We start from the raw sequence: 20616 nt of genomic DNA on the forward strand, positions 1-20616 counted from the left end.
ATCAGACCCCGTGCCGACCAACGGTCGGCACCCACCAAAGCAGAACGCCGTTCCGACAGATCGCAGGAAACTGTCGAAGGCGGGGTGGGTCCGGTTGCGGGGGTATCCGCGGCATGGATGCCGCGGCTAAGCCTACACGGACGTACTTGCGGCGTCCCCGCCGCCCGACACCGCCTCGCCACGCTTCAGTACACCAACCGCCGCTGTTGCTGTTGCCGTTGCTCTAGCCTTCCAGCGGGTCCCGGGCCGCAGGCCCGGGCAACAAAACCCTACCGGTCGTCGTGCAGGGTGCCGCCCGGCAGGAACACCCACGTGCGGGTGACCTGCAGGATGTCGATCTCATCTTCGGTCTTCGGCAACGGCGGGAACGGCTGCGCCAGCTTCACCACCCGCAGTGCCGCCTCATCCAGCAGCGGCGTTCCGCTCGAACGCAGGATCCGGCTGCTCTCCACGCTGCCATCGCGGCGCACGCCCACGCTGATCACCACCTGGCCACCGAGACGGCGCTGCCGCGCCTCGTCCGGGTAATTCAGGTTGCCTACGCGCTCGGCGCGGTCGACCCAGGCACGCAGGTAATTGGCATAGGCATATTCGCGCGTGCTGGCCGACACGAACTTGCGGTTCGGGCGCTTGGCGTACTGCGCCGAGCGCAGATGGACTTCGGCGGCCAGTCGGGCCATTTCCACGTCGCGCTGCTCGCGCGCGCTCAGCGGTGCGTCCGGTTCGGGCTGATCCGGCGTGGGCCGGGACTGTGCCTGCGCGACCACCTCTTCGCCATTGCGGCTGCTGACCACCCGTGCCTGCGGCGGCGGAACCGGTGCGGCCGATTGCTGCTGCTGCGGCACCGGGCTCAGCCCGGACTGGGCCTGCGGCACAATGCCGGCCTGGTTGTCGCGCGGGCGCTGTGCGCGGTCGTGCTCGCCACCGCCTTCCTGGTTGGCCGCGGCCAGGAAATCAGCCTGCTTCGGCGTCAGCGTGGTGCGGGTCTGGCTGAAGATCACTTCCAGCGTCGGCACCAGCGGCGCATCGCCCTTCACGGCAAAGCCCACGCCCAGGATCAGCAGGGCGTGGACCAGCACAGACAGCGCGATGGTCGCCCCCAGCCGTTGCGCTTCGCGCGGCGGCGGGGGCAGGACGGCAGGTGCGGACGGCATCAGCGCAGGCCGGCCTCGAGCGCGTCGAACAGGGTGCCGGCGATGTTCAGGCCGTACTGTGCGTCCAGTTCGCGCACGCAGGTCGGGCTGGTCACGTTGACCTCGGTCAGGTAGTCGCCGATCACGTCCAGGCCGACAAAACGCATGCCACGACGCTTCATCTCCGGGCCGACCTGGGCGGCGATCCAGCGATCGCGCTCGCTCAGCGGGCGGCCTTCGCCGCGGCCGCCGGCGGCAAGGTTGCCGCGGAATTCATCGCCCTGCGGGATGCGCGCCAGGCAGTAGTCGACCGGTTCGCCATCGACCAGCAGGATGCGCTTGTCGCCGGCGGTGATGTCGGGAATGAACTTCTGGGCCAGCGCCATCCTGTGGCCGCCGTCGGTCAGCGTTTCCAGGATCACGTTCAGGTTCGGATCGCCCTGGCCGCTGCGGAAGATCGAGCGGCCGCCCATGCCGTCCAGCGGCTTCAGTACGGCCTGGCCGTGTTCCAGCGCGAAGGCCTTCAAGGCCTTGGCGTCGCGGCTGACCAGGGTCGGCGGGCAGCACTGCGGGAACAGCAGCGCGGCCAGCTTCTCGTTGTAGTCGCGCAGGCCCTGCGGGTTGTTGACCACGCAGGCGCCGGCCGCTGCGGCCACGTCCAGCACCTGGGTGTCGTAGATGTATTCGGCGTCGACCGGCGGGTCCTTGCGCATCAGCACGATCTGGCCGGGGCCAAATTCGGTGCGGCTGAATGCGCCCAGCTCATACCAGCCGGCCGGGTCGTCGCGCACCTGCAGCGGCGCGGTCTGGGCCACCGCTACGCCACCCTCCAGGGCCAGGCCGCCCGGGCGCACATAGTGCAGGGCATGGCCGCGGCGCTGGGCTTCCAGCAGCATGGCAAAGGTGGTGTCCTTGGCGATCTTGATGTGGGCGATGGGATCCATCACCACGATGACGTTCAACGGCATGGGCGCACCTGTCAGGCAAGGCGTTGATGGTAGCGGCAACGCCGCTCGCGCGCCTCCCCGCCGTACTGCAACGCAGCGTCCGTCCGGCGCTCGCGCACTCATTGCGAAACCCGTCACGTTCAGGAGGGTGCCACGCCCCGCGCCATGGGGCGGCCTTGAAGCGGGCGCGGAAAGTGCGATATAGATACGCTTTCGTAGCGGCCCCCGCCAGAGATCGGGCCGTGCGCTTGGGGATAGGCAATGACTGAAAACACGACTGCGGGCGGGGAACTCGCAGGACTCCGGGTGATGGTCATCGATGATTCGAAGACCATCCGCAGGACTGCGGAAACGCTGCTCAAGCGCGAAGGCTGCGAGGTGGTCACCGCCACCGACGGCTTCGAAGCGCTTGCGAAGATCGCAGACCAGCAACCGCAGATCATCTTCGTCGACATCATGATGCCGCGCCTGGACGGGTACCAGACCTGTGCGCTGATCAAGGGCAACCAGCTGTTCAAGGCGACCCCGGTCATCATGCTCTCGTCCAAGGATGGCCTGTTCGACAAGGCGCGGGGACGCATCGTCGGCTCGGAGCAGTACCTGACGAAGCCTTTCACGCGTGAAGAACTGCTGGGTGCCATCCGCACATACGTCAACGCCTGACCAGGGGGGAAAGGCACAATGGCTCGTATCGTTCTGATCGAGGATTCACCGACCGACCGCGCGGTGTTCACCCAGTGGCTGCGCCGTGCCGGCCACGAGGTGCTGGAAGCGGACAACGCCGAGGATGGACTGCAGCTGGTCCGCGACCAGGTGCCGCAGCTGGTGCTGATGGACGTGGTCCTGCCCGGCATGAGCGGCTTCCAGGCCACCCGCGCGATGGCCCGTGATGCGGCGATCAAGCACATCCCGGTGATCATCGTCAGCACCAAGGCGATGGAAACCGACAAGGCATGGGGCCTGCGCCAGGGCGCGGCCGATTACATCGTCAAGCCGCCGCGCGAGGATGAACTGATCGCGCGGATCAACGAACTGGTGGCCTGATGCGCTCGCCCTTCGACATTCTCGAAGCCTACGAACGGCGCAGCCTGGCCCATGCGGTGCAGCTGCCCGAGCGGCAGTTCGCCCAGGACCTCTGGCGTGGCGTGGGTTACCGCGTCGGCCAGCGCCGGCTGGTGTCCGATTTCCGCGAAGTGGTGGAAATCGTGCCGATGCCGCCGGTGACCCCGGTGCCGTGCGCGCAGCCGTGGCTGCTGGGCGTGGGCAACCTGCGCGGCAACCTGTTCCCGGTGGTCGACCTGAAGTACTTCCTGGAAGGCACGCGTACCGTGCAGCAGGAAGGCCAGCGCGTGCTGATCATGCGGCAGGCCGGCGGCGACGTCGCCCTGACCATCGATGAACTGTTTGGCCAGCGCAGCTTCCAACTGGACCAGCAGATCGCGGCCGGCACGCTGGCCGAAGGGCGTTACGGCCACTTCGTCGATCGCGCCTTCCACGCCGACGGCCACGACTGGGGCGTGTTCTCGCTCTCGCTGCTGTCGCGTACCCCTGAATTCCGGCAAGCCGCGGCCTGAGGCCGGGCATCGCCCCCTGCATTGAAGATCGAGGTTGAACGATGAGTACTGCTTCGGACGCCACCAAGACCGGCAAGCTGCGGCTGGGCGGCAGCAACCTCTGGCTGTTCCTGCTGCTGGCATCGATGATCCTGTTCGGCGTCAACACCGGCGTCGCCACCTGGCAGGGCAGTCGCCTGGCCGATGCCGGTTCCAAGGCGGCCGACCTGCAGGTGCTGTCACAGCAGCTGGCCAACCAGGGCCGTGACGCGGTGGGCGGCAACGCACAGGCGTTCACCGCTTTCAAGGCGACCCGCAACGCGATCGAACAGAACGTGTCGACCCTGCAGGGGCGCTACGGCAAGGAGCCGGGCGTGTCCGGTGCGATCGCCACCCTGGGCGTAACCTGGGCGCCGTTGGGCAAGCAGGCCGGGCAGCTGGTCGCCAGTGAGCCGGCGGTGCTGGCCCTGGCCGGCAACGCCAACAACTTCAGCGGTGCAGTACCGGGCCTGCAGGCACAGCTGAACGAGCTGGTGCGTGCGATGTCCGCCTCCGGTGCGCCGTCGGCGCAGGTGTACAGCGCGCTGCAGCAGGTGGTGGTGGCCGGCTCCATGGCCCGCCGCGTGACCGAAATGCGTGCCGGTGGCAGTGGTGCTGCTACGGCCGGCGATGCGCTGGCACGTGACATCACCGTGTTCTCGCAGGTGCTCGATGGCCTGCGCAACGGCAACGAGGAACTGGGCATCACCGCCGTGCGCGGCGCTGCCGCCGTGGCCGCGCTGGAGCAGTCGCAGCAGAAGTGGGAAGCGATGAAGCAGGACGCCGACGCGATCCTGGCCAGCTCGCGCCAGCTGTTCGCCGCGCAGTCGGCGGCCACGGCACTGGGCCAGGGTTCGGCGCACATGCTGGACGACAGCCGCAAGCTGTTCGAGGCGTTCTCATCGTTCGGCTCGGTGTCCGATACCCGCCTGTTCCCGAACTTCTGGATCGGCGTGGTGTCCGGTGCGCTGTCGCTGATCGCGATCATCGGCTTCGTCTCCACCAACGTGCGCAGCCGCTCGCGCGAGCAGGAACTGCGCTACCAGACCCAGGTGGAGTTCAACAGCCGCAACCAGCAGGCGATCATGCGGCTGCTGGACGAAATCTCCTCGCTGGGTGAGGGCGACCTGACCGTGAAGGCCTCGGTGACCGAGGACATGACCGGCGCCATCGCCGACGCAATCAATTACGCGGTCGACGAGCTGCGCCACCTGGTGACCACCATCAACGACACCTCGGCCAAGGTCGCGCTGTCCACCCAGGAAACCCAGGCCACCGCCATGCAGCTGGCAGAGGCGGCGGGCCACCAGGCCAACCAGATCACCTCGGCGTCGGACCGCATCGGCGAAATCGCGGCGAGCATCGAACAGGTATCGCGCAACTCGGCCGAGTCGGCCGACGTGGCACAGCGTTCGGTGGTGATCGCCGCCGAAGGTGCCGGCGTGGTGCGCGAGACCATCCAGGGCATGGACCAGATCCGTGACCAGATCCAGGAAACCTCCAAGCGCATCAAGCGCCTGGGTGAGTCGTCGCAGGAAATCGGCTCGATCGTGGAACTGATCAACGACATTTCCGAACAGACCAACATCCTGGCGTTGAACGCAGCGGTCCAGGCGGCTTCGGCCGGTGAAGCCGGTCGCGGTTTCGCGGTCGTGGCCGACGAAGTGCAACGCCTGGCAGAACGTACCTCCGGCGCGACCCGACGCATCGAGAACCTGGTGCAGGCGATTCAGGCCGATACCAACGAGGCGGTCACGTCGATGGAGCAGACCACCGCCGAAGTGGTGTCCGGTGCACGCCTGGCCGAAGACGCCGGCACCGCGCTGACCGAAATCGAGCGCGTGTCCAATGCACTGAACACCCTCATCAAGAACATCTCCATCGCCGCCCAGCAGCAGTCGGCTGCGGCCTCGGACATCACCCGCACCATGGGCGTGATCCGGCAGATCACCGGCCAGACCTCGCAGGGTGCCGGGCAGACCGCCGAATCGATCGGCCACCTCGCGCAGCTGGCGGCCGACCTGCGTCGTTCGGTCGCCGACTTCAAGCTGCCGGCGTGACGCGGGCAGGGCGGCGAGCAAGGAACCAGTCGATGAAGCATTTCCATTCCCCACGCCAGAACTCGCGCGGCTTCCGCGCGGCGGCGAACGGAGCGCGTCCATGAGCAGTCTGCGCGATGCGATGAGCCACGCAGCGCTGGGTTGGGTCAAGCCCGAGCTGGACGAGACCCTGCGCCAGGTGCGCAACGAGGTCGAGTACTACGCGGAAGACCCGACCGATGCCAGCCGCATGCGCATCTGCGCCGGCTACCTGCACCAGGTGCAGGGCACCCTGCGCATGGTCGAGCTGTACGCCCCGGCGATGGTGGCCGAGGAGCTTGAACAGCTGGCCAATGCCATCGGCGCCGGTGGCGTGGCCGATCGGGATGAAGCCTGCGCGACCCTGATGCGTGGCAGCGTGCTGCTGCCCGATTACCTGGAGCGCCTGCAGAACGGTCACCGCGACATCCCGATCGTGCTGATGCCACTGCTCAACGAGATCCGTGCAGCGCGTGGCGAAGAAGGCGTGCATGACAGCGTGCTGCTGGCATTCGCACCAGACAGCGTCACCGCCACCGAGGCCGAGCTGGACCATGCCCGCGGCAGCCTGAGCGGGCGCAACCGCGAGTTGCTCGATACCGTGGGCAGTGCGGTGAAGGAAGAACTGCTGCGCATCAAGGATGCGCTGGACCTGCACCTGCGTACCGGCGGTGCGCCGGAGCAGCTGCAGACCCAGGCCAACGAACTCGGTGCGGTGGCCGATACGCTGGGCATGATGGGCCTGGGCGTTGCCCGCGGCGTGGTTGTGCAGCAGCGTGATGCACTGCGTGGCGTGGTGGAAGGCCGCCAGCAGATCGACGAAAACCTGCTGCTGGATATCGCCGGGGCACTGCTCTACGTGGATGCCTCGCTGGACGACCAGGTCGCCCACCTGGGCGCCGGCGGTAGTGGCGAGGACGATCCGAGCGCGGTGGAGAACCGGCGCACGGTGGAGGTGCTGGCGCATGAAGCCATCGCCAACTTCGCCGCCGCCCGCGAGCATTTCGTCGCCTTCATCGAAACCAGCTGGAACCATGCCGAGCTGCAGGACGTGCCGCGCCTGCTGGGCGATGTCTCCGGCGCGCTGCGCATGCTGGATCTGGGTACGGCTGCCGATTACCTGCGCGGTGTGCAGCAGTACATCGAAGCCGAGCTGATCGGTCGCCAGCGCGTGCCCAGTGGCCGCCAGCTGGACACCCTGGCCGATGCCATGGCCAGCCTGGAGTACTACCTCGAAGCCCTGCGCGACCGCCGCCCGGGCCGCGAGGACATCCTTGACATCACCCGCAGCAGCCTTGAAGCGCTGCGCTATTGGCCGTTGCCGGACCGCAACGCGGTGGAACCTGTTGCCGCCGCGCCGATTCCGTTCGCATCGCTGCTGGTGGACCGCGAGCCGGTCGCGCTGCAGGCCGAGCCGTTGCAGCCGGAGCGCATCGAGATTCCGGTGCAGCCGGCCGCACCCGCCGCCGGCACTGTGCCGGTGCCGCTGCCGGACTTTACCTTTGATCCGCCACCGGCCACGCCTGCACCGGAGGTGGCGGACAACCGCCTGATGTTCGGTGCGCTGGGGACCGTTGCATCCGCACCGCTGTCGCTGCATGACGACGCAGATACACCGCTGGTCTTCGCCGCCTCCAGCGCGCCTGCGCCCGACGTGCCGCAATGGGATCTCGCACCGTTCCATCCGGACTCCGATCCGGCCGCGAGTGCCGAAGACGAGCGCAGCCCGACCTTTGCCAGCTTCGACCCGGTCAGTTTCGAGCGGGCAGAAACCAGAGTGGAACCGGCACCGCAGTGGACGCTGTCGGAGGCAACGCCGCCGGCAGTGGCCGATGTGGCCGTGATGGATATCGAGGGCGACGTCGACGCGTCGGTGCCCTTCGACACCGCTGCCTTTTCCGCGCCGGTGTTCGACCCGGTGGCTGCCGAGCACGATGCGGTTGCCGCCGGTGACGACGTGGTGTTCCGTTTCGACGCCGATGCGCTGGACAATGCCGACGACGTGCTGTCGCTGCATGCGATGGAGACGCTGTCGCTGGACGACGACGCCGGATTGCATCCTTCGCTGGAGATCGTCGATACCGCCACGCCCGTGCTGGTGGACGAAAGCCCTGGGGTTGCCGAAGTGGACGCCGTGCCGGTGGATGTGCCGGAGGACGTGCCCGCGCCGATGGCCGAGGTGCTGACGCCGGCCTCCGATGTACCAGCACCGGCGGTGTCGGTGATTGATATCGACACCATCGCACCCATCGATTTCAGCGAAGCCGACGCGCAGTTCTTTGCCGAGCTGAGCGCCGCGGCGGCCGACTTCAATCCGCAGGCCACGGCGGCTCCGCCCACTGCGGACAACCCTGTCGTGGCAGAAACCGAGGCCGGCTTCGAGGCCGGCTTCGACGACGATGCCGAGAACATCGACGAGGACATCCGCGAGGTGTTCCTGGAAGAGTTCGACGACGAGCTTGCCAACCTTGGCACGCTGCTGCCGGCATGGCGCATGCAGCTGGACAACATGGACCGGCTGCGGCCGATCCGCCGCATCTTCCACACCCTCAAGGGCAGCGGTCGCCTGGTGGGTGCGCGCACCCTGGGCGAGTTCGCCTGGAAAATCGAAGGCATGCTCAACCGCGTGCTCGATGGCAGCCGCCCGGCGACTCCGGCCGTGCTGGCGATGGTCGACAACGCATATGCCGCGCTGCCGCAGTTGAACGCCGCGCTGCGCCATGGCCAGCGCATCAGCGTGGACCTGCAGGCGATGCAGGCCATTGCCGATCGGGTCGGTGCTGGCGAGGAGACCTTCTACGTGCCGTTGCCGGCTGCGGCCGCACCGGCAGCGACACTGGCCGCGTCCGAAGGCGAAGACGAAATCAGCCGCCTGCTGGATGCCGAGGCTGCTGCGTCGGCGCAGGCCGATGCCACCGCAGTGGCGGAAGACGCCGGTACCCCGGCCAACATCGACAGCGTGCTGCGCGAGATCCTCGAGGCCGAGGTCGAAGTCCACCAGGCGACCCTGCAGGACTGGTTGCGCTCGGCGCAGCAGGCACCGCAGCCGGTCAGCGACGCACTGCTGCGTGCGGTGCACACCATGAACGGCGCCTTCGCGATGACCGAAGTGCCGGAGATCACGGCGGTCACCGGCGGTGCCGAGTCCTACATCAAGCGCGCACTCGCCGCCGACGTGGTGCCTGGCGACGAAGGCGTAGCCGCACTGGACGCGACCGCGCAGGCGATCACCGCGACCATGGAGGCGCTGCAGGCCGAACAGCCGCGCATTGTTCCGCAGGGCGCGTTGGTGCAGCGGCTGCAGGCATTGGCCGGCGAGCTGCCGGAAGCGCGCTGGCCGCTGTTCGCGCTGGAAGACGAGGATGAAGAGGGCATCGAGCTGGCGCCTGATGTCGAGCAGGCATCCGAAGCCGAAGCGCCGCTGGCCGGGCTGGACACGCCGGACGAAACCAGCATGTCGTCCGCTTTCGATGCGGCGCCCGATCTCATTGCCGAGCCGCAGCCGCTTGCCGAAGATGCGCTGGAACCGGTTCCAGCTGCAACCGACCCGCAGACGCTGGACGTCGCGGCCGACAGCGGCCTGGACGTGGGCGAGCTGACCGCCAGCGACGATCTTTCGCGTTACTTCGACGCCGGCTGGCCGTCGGTGCCGGGCGAGGATGAACCCGTCGTGGCGGACACCGGCGAGATTGAATCGATCCAGCCGGTCGAGAGTGCGCCTGTTGTCGAAGTGACCGAAGCAGATGCCGTGCCCACGATCGCGACGGTCGACGACGCTGATCTGACCATGGCCGACGATCTGTCGCCGTACCTCGACGCCAGTGCGCTGCCGGTGGATGACCGCGACGGGGAAGAGCGGTCGGTGTCTGCCGAAGTTGACGCGATCGACCTGAATAGGCCGTTGTCCTTTGATTCGGGTAGCGGCGATGACAGCGTCATTGACGACGCTGCTGCACTGCCACTCGACAGCGAGCTGTCGAGCCTGCAGGATGAAATGGCTGTGCCGGGTTTTGCAGAACCGGTCACGCTGGCAGCCGCGCTCGAGGCCGGCCTGCACGTGATCGAGGAAGAGCAGACCCTGGACGACGACGGGCAGTGGCCCGTGATCGGCCTCCAGGCCAGCGAACTCGCGCCGGGCGAGGCAGATGCCTTTGCCGAGGATGCGGACGTCGGCGGGGAGGCGGCGGTCGGTGAAGGAGAGAGCGCCGATCAGCCGTCCCCGGCGACGGTGATTGAGGAGATCACCGCGGAGGCTCCGCAGGACAGCGCTGCTGCGGTGCGCTTCTTCGAAATGGAAGACGCACCGGGCCAGGGCACGGTCGATGCAGATGCAGATGCAGAGATCGCAGAGGCCGACGTCGCGCCCCGCGCGCCGCACCACGAGCAGGCGCCTGTTGCGGCGGATGCCGAAGACGGCGCCGACGCACTTGACTTCAGCGTGTACGACCGCGAGCTGGTCGATATCTTTGTCGAGGAAGGCAAGGACCTGCTCGACCACTGCGATGGCCTGATCAGCGAACTGCGCGATGCACCGCAGGATCGCGAGGTGCTGGCCGGCCTGCAGCGTGACCTGCACACCCTCAAGGGTGGCGCACGCATGGCCGGCATCAATGCCATCGGCGACCTCGGCCACAGCATCGAATCGTTGCTGGAAGCGGTGGCCGCCGGCCGTACCGAGATCGAGCGCCGCGACGTGCAGCTGCTGGAACGTGGCTTTGACCGCCTGCACCAGCTGCTCACCCGCACCGGCGCGCACCGCGTGGTGGAGCCGGCGCAGGATCTGGTCGAGGCCTTCGAGGTCAGAACCACCACCGATATCGCCGCAGCCGCTGCGGCCGCGCGTGCGGCCAATGAGGCCGAGACCGTGCCGGCACAGGCTGCGGGCACGCTGACGCCGCCGGTCGATGCGCCGCTGTCGGCTCCGCTGCCGGCCGAGGGCGTGGTCGATGAAGATCCACTGGCGCGTCCGCAGCAGGAGCAGGTGCGCGTGCGCGCCGACCTGCTCGACCGCCTGGTCAACCATGCCGGTGAAGTGGCGATCTACCGCTCGCGGCTTGAACAGCAGCTGGGTGCCTTCCGTGGTGCCATGGGCGAACTGGAGCGCACCAATGCGCGACTCCGCGACCAGCTGCGCCGACTCGACCTGGAAACCGAGGCGCAGATCGTCGCCCGCTACCAGCGCGAGCAGGACCAGGCCGACCAGAAGTTCGATCCGCTGGAACTGGACCGCTTCTCCACCCTGCAGCAGCTCAGCCGTGCGCTGAACGAGTCGGCGGCCGACCTGGGTGGCCTGCAGGGCGTGCTGGACGATCTGTCGCGCCAGTACGATTCGCTGCTGCAGCAGCAGTCGCGCGTCAGCTCCGAGCTGCAGGATGGACTGATGCGCGCGCGCATGGTGCCGTTCGATGGCCTGGTGCCGCGCCTGCGCCGCGTGGTCCGCCAGTCCGGCATGGATACCGGCAAGCAGGTCCACCTGACCCTGGAGGGTACCCACGGCGAACTGGACCGCAACGTCCTCGACCGCATGGTCGCGCCGCTGGAACACATGCTGCGCAACTCCGTGGCCCATGGCCTGGAAGCGCCGGAACAGCGCCGCGCCGCCGGCAAGCCGGAGGAGGGCGAGATCGCCATCCGCCTGCACCGCGAAGGTTCGGAAATCGTGCTGGAAGTGGCCGATGACGGCGCTGGCCTGGACCGCGAAGCGATCCGCCGCCGCGCCATCGACCGTGGCCTGCTGGCCGCCGATGCGCAGCCGAACGAGCAGGAGCTGGACAACCTGATCTTCGCGTCCGGCTTCACCACCGCCGACCAGGTCAGCCAGCTGGCCGGCCGCGGCGTGGGCATGGACGTGGTGCGCAACGAAGTGCGCCAGCTCGGTGGCTCGGTCGACATCCAGTCGGTGCGGGGCCAGGGCGTGCGCTTCACCCTGCGCCTGCCGCAGACGCTGGCCGTCACCCAGGCGGTGTTCGTGCAGATCGGCGAAACCACCTTCGCGGTGCCGGTGGCCTCGGTCAGTGGTATCGGCCGCCTGTCGCGCGAGCGCTTCGAAGCTGCCGACAGCAGCTACCGCTACAGCGGCGAAGACTATCCGCTGTACGACCTCGGCAGCCTGGTCGGGCAGGCCCCGGCGCGTGCCGATGGCCAGGACCAGGTGCCGCTGCTGCTGGTCCGTGCCGGTGATCTGCGTGCCGCCGTGGCGATCGACCAGGTACTGGGCAACCGCGAAATCGTGGTCAAGCCGGTCGGCCTGCAGATCGCGTCGGTGCCGGGCATCTACGGCGCCACCATCACCGGCGATGGCCGCGTGGTGGTGATCCTGGACGTTGCGCCGCTGGTGCGCCGCTTCCTCGCCAACCCGACGCTGCCTGTGCTGGCCAACGCACCGCGCCAGGAGCGCCAGGTGCCGCTGGTGATGGTGGTGGACGACTCGCTGACCATGCGCAAGGTCACCGGCCGCATCCTCGAACGCCACAATTTCGAGGTCAGTGTCGCCCGCGACGGCGTGGAGGCGCTGGAGCGCCTGGAAGAGCGCGTGCCGGACCTGATGCTGCTGGATATCGAGATGCCGCGCATGGATGGCTACGAGCTCGCCACCGCGATGCGTGCCGACCCGCGCTACAAGGACGTGCCGATCGTGATGATCACTTCGCGCAGCGGCGACAAGCACCGCCAGCGCGCCTTCGAGATCGGTGTCCAGCGTTACCTGGGCAAGCCGTACCAGGAACTGGACCTGATGCGTAACGTGTACGACCTGCTGGGGATCGCCCGTGTCCGTGAGTGAAACCCAATCGGCTCCGGCCGTTGCCCTGCTGGCCCGTCCCGGCGCGGCGCGTGAGCGCCTGCGCGAGGCGTTGTCGCACGCCGATGTACAGCTGGTGCTGGAAGATGATCCCAACACGCTGGAGGCGCGGGTCCTGCAGGAGGCGCGCCCGCAGTTCGTGGTGATCGCGCTGGAGGCCGCCATCGAAGATGCATTGGAGCGCCTGGAAGCGGTGTTGTCCGCACCGGGCCTGACCCTGGTCTTCGACGAGGCCGAACTGGCCGCACGTCGTGATGGCTGGGAGGCCCAGCGCTGGGGCCGTCATCTGGCCGCCAAGCTGCATGGTCACCAGCAGGTGTTGCCGCCGGGGGCCGAAGAAGAACCCAGCCTGCAGCTGGAGCCGGGACACTCGGCACCACCGCCGGCGCCGCAGGAAGAAGCGTTGCAGCCGCACCTGGACCAGGCATTGAGCTGGGCCGACGAGGTTCCCGCTGACAGCCTGTACTCGCCGCCCGCGCAGCTGCACGAACCGATCGCGCTGGAACAGGCGCTGGCGGCGTTGCAGCCGGTCGTGCCCGAGCCGCTGGAGCCGCCCGCACTGCCGTCGCTGGCAGAGACCGCGCCCGCAGCACCGCCCCTGCCGCCGGTCTCCTTCGACCACACCGCCTGGTCGCTGGTCGAGGACGTGGCCGATGCCCCGGCAGCCGTTTCGCACCACGCTGCAGTGGAGGTACCGCTGCCTTCCTTCGATACCGGTCATCTGAGCCTGGTCGATCTCGATGCCGCAGCGCCCGTGGGCGCACGCGCCGGATCGCTGCTGGTGCTGGCCGGCATCGGTGGCCCGGATGCGCTGCGTCGCCTGCTCGGCGCGCTGCCGTCTTCGCTGGGCGTGCCGGTCCTGGTGCACATGCGCCTGGATGGCGGGCGCTACGGCAACCTGGTCAAGCAGATGGCACGCGTGTCGCCGCTGCCGGTGCAGCTGGCTGAAGCCGGCCAGCGTGCAACACCCGGTGAAGTGCACGTGCTGGCCGATGACATCGGCGTGCAGGCAGCCAGTGACGGCCTGCATTTCGTCAGCGACGCGCAGGGCATTTCGATTGCCGCGCTGCCGGCCGACCACACTGCGCTGGTCCTGCTCAGCGGCGCCGATCTTGCGCATGTTGGTCCGGCGCTGGATCTGGCCGCCGCCGGTGCCTGGGTGGCCGGGCAGGTGGGCGAGGGCTGCTATGACCCTGCCGCAGCCACGGCGGTGGTCGCCGCTGGCATGGTGGCGGGTGAGCCACAGGAACTGGCGCAGGCCATCGCCTCGCGCTGGGGCGTGGAAGACGATAACGGAGAGGCACCATGAGCTATGCCAGCAATGACGAAATCCGCGGCGTCCTGATCCAGGCCGGCAACGAGCGCGTGCTGCTGCCCAATGCCACCGTGGCCGAAATGATGTCGCGCGTGCCGGTGCAGCCGGTTTCCGACGCCCCGCGCTGGCTGGTCGGCGAAATCGGCTGGCACGGCTGGCAGGTGCCGCTGGTGTCGTTCGCGCGCCTTTCCGGCCTGGGCGAGGAAGCCGTGGGCGGCCACAACAAGGTCGTCGTGCTGAAGGCCCTCAGCGGCAACGCACACCGCCCGTACTACGCGCTGCTGACCCAGAACTTCCCGCAGCTGATCTCGGTGCCGCGCGATGGCCTGCTGGCCGATGCCTCCGAAGAAACCCTGCCGCAGATCGTGCACATGCGCGTGCTGCTGGGTGAGCAGAGCGCGCTGCTGCCGAACCTGGATGCACTGGAAGCCGCCCTGGATTCGCTGGCGGCCTGATCGGGAATCCGCCGGTCGGATTCCCGGTAGTGCCGGCCGCTGGCCGGCAACCGCATGATTCAGTGGATGCCGGCCAGCGGCCGGCACTACCACCAATCCGCCTTACCCCAGATCGCCCAACCGCGCCTGCAATGCTGCAATCGCGGCCAGGCCGGCGGTTTCCGTGCGCAGGATGCGCGGGCCCAGCTGCAGGCCCTGGAAGCCTGCCGCCGCCAGCTGATCCCGGTCGCGCGGCGACCAGCCACCTTCCGGGCCGATCGCGATCACGATGCCGCCTGCCGGCGCGGCCGCCAGCGTCGACAGGCGATGTGCGCCCAGTGGGTCCAGGGTCAGCCGCAGCGTATCGGCCGGCAGTGCCGCCGCGGCCTGCGCCAGCGACAGCGGCGGGCCCACCTGCGGAATGCGCGCGCGCCCGGACTGGCCACAGGCGGAGGTCACCACGTTGTTCCAGTGCGCCACCCGCTTCTCGGCCCGTGCCGCATCCAGCTTCACCTCGGTGCGCTCGGCGTTGACCGGAATGATCGCCGCCACGCCCAGTTCGGTGGCCTTCTGCAGGATCAGGTCCATCTTCTCGCCACGCGCGATGCCCTGCAGCAGGGTGATCGCCAGCGGTGATTCATTGTCGATGGCCTGCACGGCGTCGATGCGGACCTGCACCTCGCGCTTGCCGGCCACGGTCAGCGTCGCGCTGTAGTCGTGGCCGTCACCATTGAACAGCACGCAGGTATCGCCCTCGCGCATGCGCATCACCCGTACCAGGTGGTTGGCCGTCTCTTCCGGCAGGGTCACGGTCTGGCCGCTGTGCAGCGCCAGGTCGATGGGGCAGCGGGTCACGCGCATGCAATCGCCTCGTCAATCGCCGCCAGCGTGGTATGTGCCAGCAGCTCCAGTTGTTCATCATCCACGCAGTAGGGTGGCATCCAGTACAGCACGTCGCCCAGCGGACGCAGCACCACGCCACGCTTCAGCGCGGCCTTGTAGGCATGCAGGCCCAGCCGCAATGCCGGGTCGAACGGCGTGCGCTTGTTGCCGTCGCGCGACAGCTCGAACGCCACCACCATGCCGGCCTGGCGCACGTCGGCCACGTGCGGATGGTCGCTGAACGGTGCGGCCAGCGTGCCCATCACCGAGGCGATGCCGCGGTTGCGGGCGATCACATCGTCGTCGCGGAAGATATCCAGCGTCGCCAGCGCGGCCGCGCAGGCCAGCGGGTTACCGGTGTAGCTGTGCGAGTGCAGGAACGCGCGCTCGCGCGAGTCGTCGAGGAACGCGTCGTACAGGGCCTGCGTCGCCAGCACGGCGGCCAGCGGCAGAAAGCCGCCGGTCAGGCCTTTCGAGAGGCACATCAGGTCTGGCATCACTCCGGCCTGCTCGCAGGCGAACAGGGTGCCGGTGCGGCCGAAACCGGTGGCGATCTCGTCGGCGATCATGAATGCACCGTGCGCATCACACAGTTCGCGCACCCGCTGCAGGTACACCGGGTCATGCATGCGCATGCCGCCCGCGCACTGCAGGCGTGGCTCCAGGATCACCGCACAGATCTCGCCCGGATGCTGGTCGAACAGCGTGGCCAGGCCATCGGCGGCCTGGCGCGCGCGATCCGCGGCGCTCTGGCCGGGCTCGGCCAGGTAAGCGTCGGGCGACGGCGCGAACAGCCCTTCGGCCAGCAGCGGCGCATAGACGCGGCGATACAGCGGGATGTCACCCAGCGCCAGCGCGCCCAGGGTCTCGCCGTGGTAGCCGTTCTCCAGTGCGATGAAACGCGTGCGCCGCGGTTCCCCACGGTTCTGGAAATACTGGAAGGCCATCTTCAGCGCCACTTCCACGCCGGCGGAGCCGTTGTCGGCGTAGAACACCTTGGCCAGCGGTTCGCGGCCAGGCTGGCGCGGGGCCAGCGCCAGCAGGCGTTCGGCCAGGGTGATGGCTGGCTCATGGCCGAAGCCGGCCAGCATCACCTGTTCCAGCTGCGTGGCCTGGGCGGCGATGGCGCCACCGATGCGCGGTTCGGCATGGCCGAACAGGTTGGTCCACCAGCTGCTGACCGCATCCAGGTAGCGATTGCCATCGTGGTCGATCAGCCAGGCACCTTCGCCGCGGGCGATCGGCACCAGCGGCAGGGTGTCCGGGTGTTCACGCATCTGCGTGCACGGGTGCCACAGCACCTGCAGGTCGCGTTGCCGCCAGTGCTGGGCCAGCGGGGAGGGGGTTGGGTCTGCTAGCATTTCGGGCTCATGAACATGTTGCTGCCTGCACATTCTATCGGCCCCGGCGCAGGCGCCGGCCGCCGCGGAGATTCCGCATGAACGATGACCGTGCCGGCCGTCGCTTGCCGATCATCCATCGGATCACCGATGAGGAGAACGGTCCCTTCCAGCGCCAGCATCTGGACCTGGAGTTCTCCAACGGCGAACGTCGCCGCTTCGAGCGGCTGGTCAGCCGTGGCCATGGTGCGGTGGTAGTGGTGCCGATGCTCGACGACGAGACCGTGCTGCTGGTACGTGAATACGCTGCCGGCATGCACCGCTACGAACTGGGGCTGGTCAAGGGCCGGATCGATGCCGGCGAGACCCCCGAGCAGGCCGCGGACCGCGAACTGAAGGAAGAGGCCGGTTATGGTGCGCGCCAGGTGGACGTGCTGCGCGCGATGACCCTGGCCCCGACCTACATGAGCCACCAGTCGTGGCTGGTGGTGGCGCGCGACCTGTACCCGGAAAAGCTGGCCGGCGACGAGCCGGAAGAACTGGAAGTCATCCCGTGGAAGCTGGCCGAGTTGGACCAGCTGATGCTGCGCGAGGACTTCTCCGAGGGACGCTCGCTGGCGGCGCTGTTCATCGCCCGCCAGTGGCTGCAGGGATTGCGATGATCAAACTGACCACGGACCTGCGCGAGACCGCCATCGCCATCGCCCAGGAAGCCGGACAGGCCATCATGCAGGTCTATGCCGATGGCTTCGACGTGCAGATCAAGGACGACAACAGCCCGGTCACCAGTGCCGACCTGGCGGCCAACCAGGTCATCGAGCAGGGACTGCAGCAGCTGACCCCGGATCTGCCGATCCTGTCCGAGGAATCGGCGCAGGTGGGCTGGGAGCAGCGCCGCCACTGGGGTGCCTACTGGCTGGTCGACCCGCTCGACGGCACCCGCGAGTTCGTCAAGCGCAACGGCGAATTCAGCGTCAACATCGCGCTGATCTACCAGGGTGCGCCGGCCTTCGGCGTGGTGCTGGCCCCGGTGACCGGCATCGTCTGGCATGCCATGCGCGGTGAGCTGGCCTATCGCCGTCAGGGCCTGCACGACACCGTGCTGCGCAGCCGCACGCCGGCCACCGCACCGCTGCGGGTTGCGGCCAGCCGCTCGCACCGCTCACCGGAAACCGAGGCGCTGCTGGCGAGGATGGGCCGCATCGAGACCATCGCGCAGGGCTCGTCGCTGAAATTCTGCCGGATCGCCGAAGGTGGCCTGGATGTCTATCCGCGGCTGGGCCCGACCTCCGAATGGGATACCGCCGCCGGCCAGTGCGTACTGCACGCCGCCGGCGGTGCGGTACTGTCGGCAGCGACCGGCAAGCCGTTCCGCTACAACCGCCGCGAGACCCTGTTGAACGGCGATTTCATTGCCCTTGGTGATACCAGCCTGCCGTGGCGCGACTGGTTGTCCGATTGACCCTGGAGGCCGCATGAGCGCGCATGACACCCCCACCGCCGGCAGTGCAGCCAGCAACGAACTGGAGCGCCTGCTGGCGATCATGGCGCGCCTGCGCGATCCGCAGGGGGGCTGCCCCTGGGACCTGGAACAGAACTTTGCGACCATCGCGCCGTACACCATCGAGGAGGCCTACGAGGTGGCCGATGCGATCGACCGTGGCGATCTTGACGATCTCTGTGACGAGCTCGGCGATCTGCTGCTGCAGGTGGTGTTCCATGCACGCATGGCCGAGGAGCAGGGCGCCTTCGCCTTCGCCGAGGTCGCACGCGCGATCAGCGACAAGATGCAGCGCCGTCACCCGCACGTGTTCGCCGACGCCAGTGTCGACGATGCCGACGGCGTGACGCGCAACTGGGACGCGATCAAGCGTGCCGAGCGTGCCGCCAAGGGCGAGCAGGACACCTCCGCACTGGCCGGCATCTCGCGCGGCCTGCCCGAATGGCAGCGGGCGGTGAAGCTGCAGTCGCGTGCGGCCAAGGTCGGCTTCGACTGGCCGGGCCCGTTGCCGGTGCTGGACAAGGCGGCCGAGGAACTGCAGGAGTTGCGCGAGGAGTTCGAGCGCGGCGATATCGCCGGCAACAAGGCGCGCCTGCAGGAAGAACTGGGCGACCTGCTGTTCGTCTGCGCCAACCTGGCGCGCCACGCCGACATCGACCTGGGTGCGGCGCTGCGCGGGGCCAACCACAAGTTCGAACGCCGCTTCCGTGCGATGGAAGCGCAGGCCGACGCGCAGGGTGGGGCGCTGGCTGCGATGGACCTGGATGCGCAGGAAGCGCTGTGGCAGCACGCCAAGGCGGCGGAGAAGGCGTGAAGACACTCGGCCTGTTCCTGCTGACGGCGCTGGCCGAGATCGTCGGCTGCTATCTGCCGTGGTTGTGGCTGCGCAAGGGCGGCAGCATCTGGCTGCTGCTGCCGGCGGCGGCCAGCCTGGCCCTGTTCGCCTGGCTGCTGACCCTGCATCCGACCGCCAGTGGCCGGGTCTATGCGGCCTACGGTGGCGTCTACATCGGCACTGCGCTGTTCTGGCTGTGGCTGGTCGATGGCATCCGTCCCAGCCGCTGGGACCTGTTCGGCGCCGCGCTGTGCCTGGCCGGCATGGCGGTGATCATGTTCGGCCCGCGCACGCCCCCGGTGTAGCGTCGAGCCTGGCTCGACTCTACACGGGCCACGGCACCGGGCCAGTAGTGCCGTGTCGAAATCGACCCGCTATCGAAGCCGCGAAGGCGCATGATGGCGGTGACCACGGCCCCCGGAGCATGCGCATGTCCCGCTTCGCCAGCTTCCGCGAGTTCTATCCGTTCTACCTCAGCGAGCACCGCCACCCGGTATCGCGCCGGCTGCACTTCATCGGCAGCTGCGGCGTACTGCTGCTGGTCGCGGCAGCGATCCTGCGTGGGCAGCCGGTGCTGCTGCTGGCCGCCCTGTTCTGCGGTTACAGCTTCGCCTGGGTCGGCCATTTCTTCTTCGAGAAGAACCGCCCGGCCACCTTCCAGCACCCGCTGTACTCGTTCATGGGCGACTGGGTGATGTTCGCCGACATCCTGCGCGGGCGCGTGCCCTGGTAGCTCCGCTGTGAATGCGGCCTTCACGCGCTATGCTGGGGCCTGGACGTCATAGATAAGGAAAGCAAGATGTTCCCGACCATGTTCTTTACCGTGGTACTGGCCTTCGTGGCCGTGGTGATCCTGTTCAAGGCGGTACGGATGGTGCCCCAGGGCTACGAGTGGACCGTCGAGCGCTTCGGGCGCTACACGCACACCATGACCCCCGGGCTGCATTTCCTGATCCCGATCGTGTACGGGGTGGGGCGCAAGGTGAACATGATGGAGCAGGTGCTGGATGTGCCCAGCCAGGAAGTGATCACCAAGGACAACGCCGCCGTGCGCGTGGACGGCGTGGTGTTCTTCCAGGTACTGGATGCCGCCAAGGCCGCCTATGAGGTGGCCAACCTGGAAGTGGCGATGATCGCCCTGGTGCAGACCAACATCCGTACCGTGATCGGTTCGATGGACCTGGATGAATCGCTCAGCCAGCGCGAGGTGATCAATGCCCAGCTGCTGAGCGTGGTCGACCATGCCACCAATCCCTGGGGCGTGAAGGTCAACCGCATCGAGATCCGCGACATCCAGCCGCCGCGCGATCTGCTGGACGCGATGGCGCGGCAGATGAAGGCCGAGCGCGAAAAGCGCGCGCAGATCCTCGAGGCAGAGGGTTCACGCCAGTCGGAGATCCTGCGCGCCGATGGCGAAAAGCAGGCCACGGTGCTGGAGGCCGAAGGCCGTCGCGAAGCTGCGTTCCGCGATGCCGAGGCGCGCGAGCGCCTGGCCGAGGCCGAAGCGATGGCGACCAAGGTGGTGTCGGCGGCGATCGCCGAGGGTGACGTGCAGGCGATCAACTACTTTGTTGCGCAGAAGTACGTGGAAGCGTTCAAGGAGCTGGCCAGTTCGCCGAACCAGAAGCTGGTGCTGATGCCGATGGAGGCCAGTGGCGTGATCGGTTCGATCGCGGGCGTGGCCGAACTGGCGAAGCAGGCGCTGGCCAGCCAGGACAACAAGGCCGCCGGCAAGCGGCCGCCGCCGCTCGGAGGCTGAC

The 20616-nt window shown here is 68.1% G+C and carries 17 protein-coding genes; 13 read left to right on the plus strand and 4 right to left on the minus strand.

Translation table 11 applies throughout. The features are described 5' to 3' along the window. Nucleotides 1–269: 269 nt before the first annotated feature. Both EKL94_RS11975 and gshB read right to left on the minus strand, forming a co-directional pair. The gene (locus tag EKL94_RS11975; protein ID WP_126929275.1) at nt 270–1154 is read right to left on the minus strand and encodes an energy transducer TonB family protein; all 885 of its coding nucleotides are present in this window, start codon (nt 1152–1154) and stop codon (nt 270–272) included. Beyond that, nucleotides 1154–2101 (minus strand): glutathione synthase, encoded by a 948-nt coding sequence (gshB, locus tag EKL94_RS11980; RefSeq protein WP_012511876.1) that lies wholly within the window; start codon nt 2099–2101, stop codon nt 1154–1156. The genes EKL94_RS11975 and gshB overlap by 1 nt, the downstream gene beginning before the upstream one ends. 240 nt (nt 2102–2341) lie before the next feature. Here gshB and pilG point away from each other — a divergent pair, with 240 nt between their 5' ends. The 7 genes from pilG (at nt 2342) to EKL94_RS12015 (ending at nt 14319) form a co-directional block, all read left to right on the plus strand. Beyond that, nucleotides 2342–2743, plus strand: a complete 402-nt coding sequence (gene pilG, locus EKL94_RS11985) for a twitching motility response regulator PilG (RefSeq protein ID WP_005418455.1) — start codon at nt 2342–2344, stop codon at nt 2741–2743. A gap of 18 nt (nt 2744–2761) precedes the next feature. After that, entirely contained in the window at nt 2762–3124 is a 363-nt protein-coding gene (locus EKL94_RS11990) for a response regulator (protein WP_005410717.1), read from the plus strand. Beyond that, nucleotides 3124–3654 (plus strand): chemotaxis protein CheW, encoded by a 531-nt coding sequence (locus EKL94_RS11995; protein ID WP_126929276.1) that lies wholly within the window; start codon nt 3124–3126, stop codon nt 3652–3654. The genes EKL94_RS11990 and EKL94_RS11995 overlap by 1 nt, the downstream gene beginning before the upstream one ends. Nucleotides 3655–3695: 41 nt before the next feature. Then, entirely contained in the window at nt 3696–5732 is a 2037-nt protein-coding gene (locus EKL94_RS12000; RefSeq protein ID WP_126929277.1) for a methyl-accepting chemotaxis protein, read from the plus strand. A gap of 100 nt (nt 5733–5832) precedes the next feature. Continuing rightward, complete coding sequence (locus tag EKL94_RS12005) at nt 5833–12531, plus strand: Hpt domain-containing protein (protein WP_126929278.1); 6699 nt, start codon at nt 5833–5835, stop codon at nt 12529–12531. Next, on the plus strand, nt 12518–13858 hold the full coding sequence (locus tag EKL94_RS12010; protein ID WP_126929279.1) for a chemotaxis protein CheB: 1341 nt from the start codon (nt 12518–12520) through the stop codon (nt 13856–13858). Before EKL94_RS12005 ends, EKL94_RS12010 begins: the two co-directional genes overlap by 14 nt. Then, complete coding sequence (locus EKL94_RS12015) at nt 13855–14319, plus strand: chemotaxis protein CheW (RefSeq protein WP_126929280.1); 465 nt, start codon at nt 13855–13857, stop codon at nt 14317–14319. The genes EKL94_RS12010 and EKL94_RS12015 overlap by 4 nt, the downstream gene beginning before the upstream one ends. Before the next feature lie 102 nt (nt 14320–14421). On the opposite strand, the gene EKL94_RS12020 is transcribed toward EKL94_RS12015, so the two are convergent. Together EKL94_RS12020 and bioA are read right to left on the minus strand one after the other, a co-directional pair. After that, nucleotides 14422–15159 carry a 16S rRNA (uracil(1498)-N(3))-methyltransferase gene (locus EKL94_RS12020; RefSeq protein ID WP_126929281.1) on the minus strand — a complete coding sequence of 246 codons (738 nt, stop codon included), beginning with the start codon at nt 15157–15159 and terminating at the stop codon, nt 14422–14424. Continuing rightward, complete coding sequence (gene bioA / locus EKL94_RS12025; protein WP_219629556.1) at nt 15150–16541, minus strand: adenosylmethionine--8-amino-7-oxononanoate transaminase; 1392 nt, start codon at nt 16539–16541, stop codon at nt 15150–15152. Before bioA ends, EKL94_RS12020 begins: the two co-directional genes overlap by 10 nt. Before the next feature lie 77 nt (nt 16542–16618). On the opposite strand from bioA, the gene nudE reads away from it, so the two are divergent. The 6 genes from nudE (at nt 16619) to EKL94_RS12055 (ending at nt 20615) form a co-directional block, all read left to right on the plus strand. Next, the gene (gene nudE / locus EKL94_RS12030; protein ID WP_126929282.1) at nt 16619–17182 is read left to right on the plus strand and encodes an ADP compounds hydrolase NudE; all 564 of its coding nucleotides are present in this window, start codon (nt 16619–16621) and stop codon (nt 17180–17182) included. After that, nucleotides 17179–17982, plus strand: coding sequence for a 3'(2'),5'-bisphosphate nucleotidase CysQ (gene cysQ / locus EKL94_RS12035; RefSeq protein WP_126929283.1), 804 nt, complete (start codon nt 17179–17181; stop codon nt 17980–17982). The genes nudE and cysQ overlap by 4 nt, the downstream gene beginning before the upstream one ends. A gap of 13 nt (nt 17983–17995) precedes the next feature. Further along, nucleotides 17996–18835 carry a nucleoside triphosphate pyrophosphohydrolase gene (gene mazG / locus EKL94_RS12040; protein ID WP_126929284.1) on the plus strand — a complete coding sequence of 280 codons (840 nt, stop codon included), beginning with the start codon at nt 17996–17998 and terminating at the stop codon, nt 18833–18835. Next, nucleotides 18832–19161 (plus strand): YnfA family protein, encoded by a 330-nt coding sequence (locus EKL94_RS12045; RefSeq protein ID WP_126929285.1) that lies wholly within the window; start codon nt 18832–18834, stop codon nt 19159–19161. Before mazG ends, EKL94_RS12045 begins: the two co-directional genes overlap by 4 nt. 125 nt (nt 19162–19286) lie before the next feature. Next, the gene (locus EKL94_RS12050; protein ID WP_126929286.1) at nt 19287–19589 is read left to right on the plus strand and encodes an Mpo1-like protein; all 303 of its coding nucleotides are present in this window, start codon (nt 19287–19289) and stop codon (nt 19587–19589) included. A gap of 66 nt (nt 19590–19655) precedes the next feature. Further along, nucleotides 19656–20615: an SPFH domain-containing protein gene (locus tag EKL94_RS12055; protein ID WP_005410704.1), complete on the plus strand. Its 960-nt coding sequence runs from the start codon at nt 19656–19658 to the stop codon at nt 20613–20615. The last annotated feature ends 1 nt before the right edge of the window (nt 20616 follow it).

Source organism: Stenotrophomonas maltophilia, from assembly GCF_003970865.1.
In the GTDB taxonomy this organism is placed as follows: Bacteria; Pseudomonadota; Gammaproteobacteria; order Xanthomonadales; family Xanthomonadaceae; genus Stenotrophomonas; species Stenotrophomonas maltophilia_AR.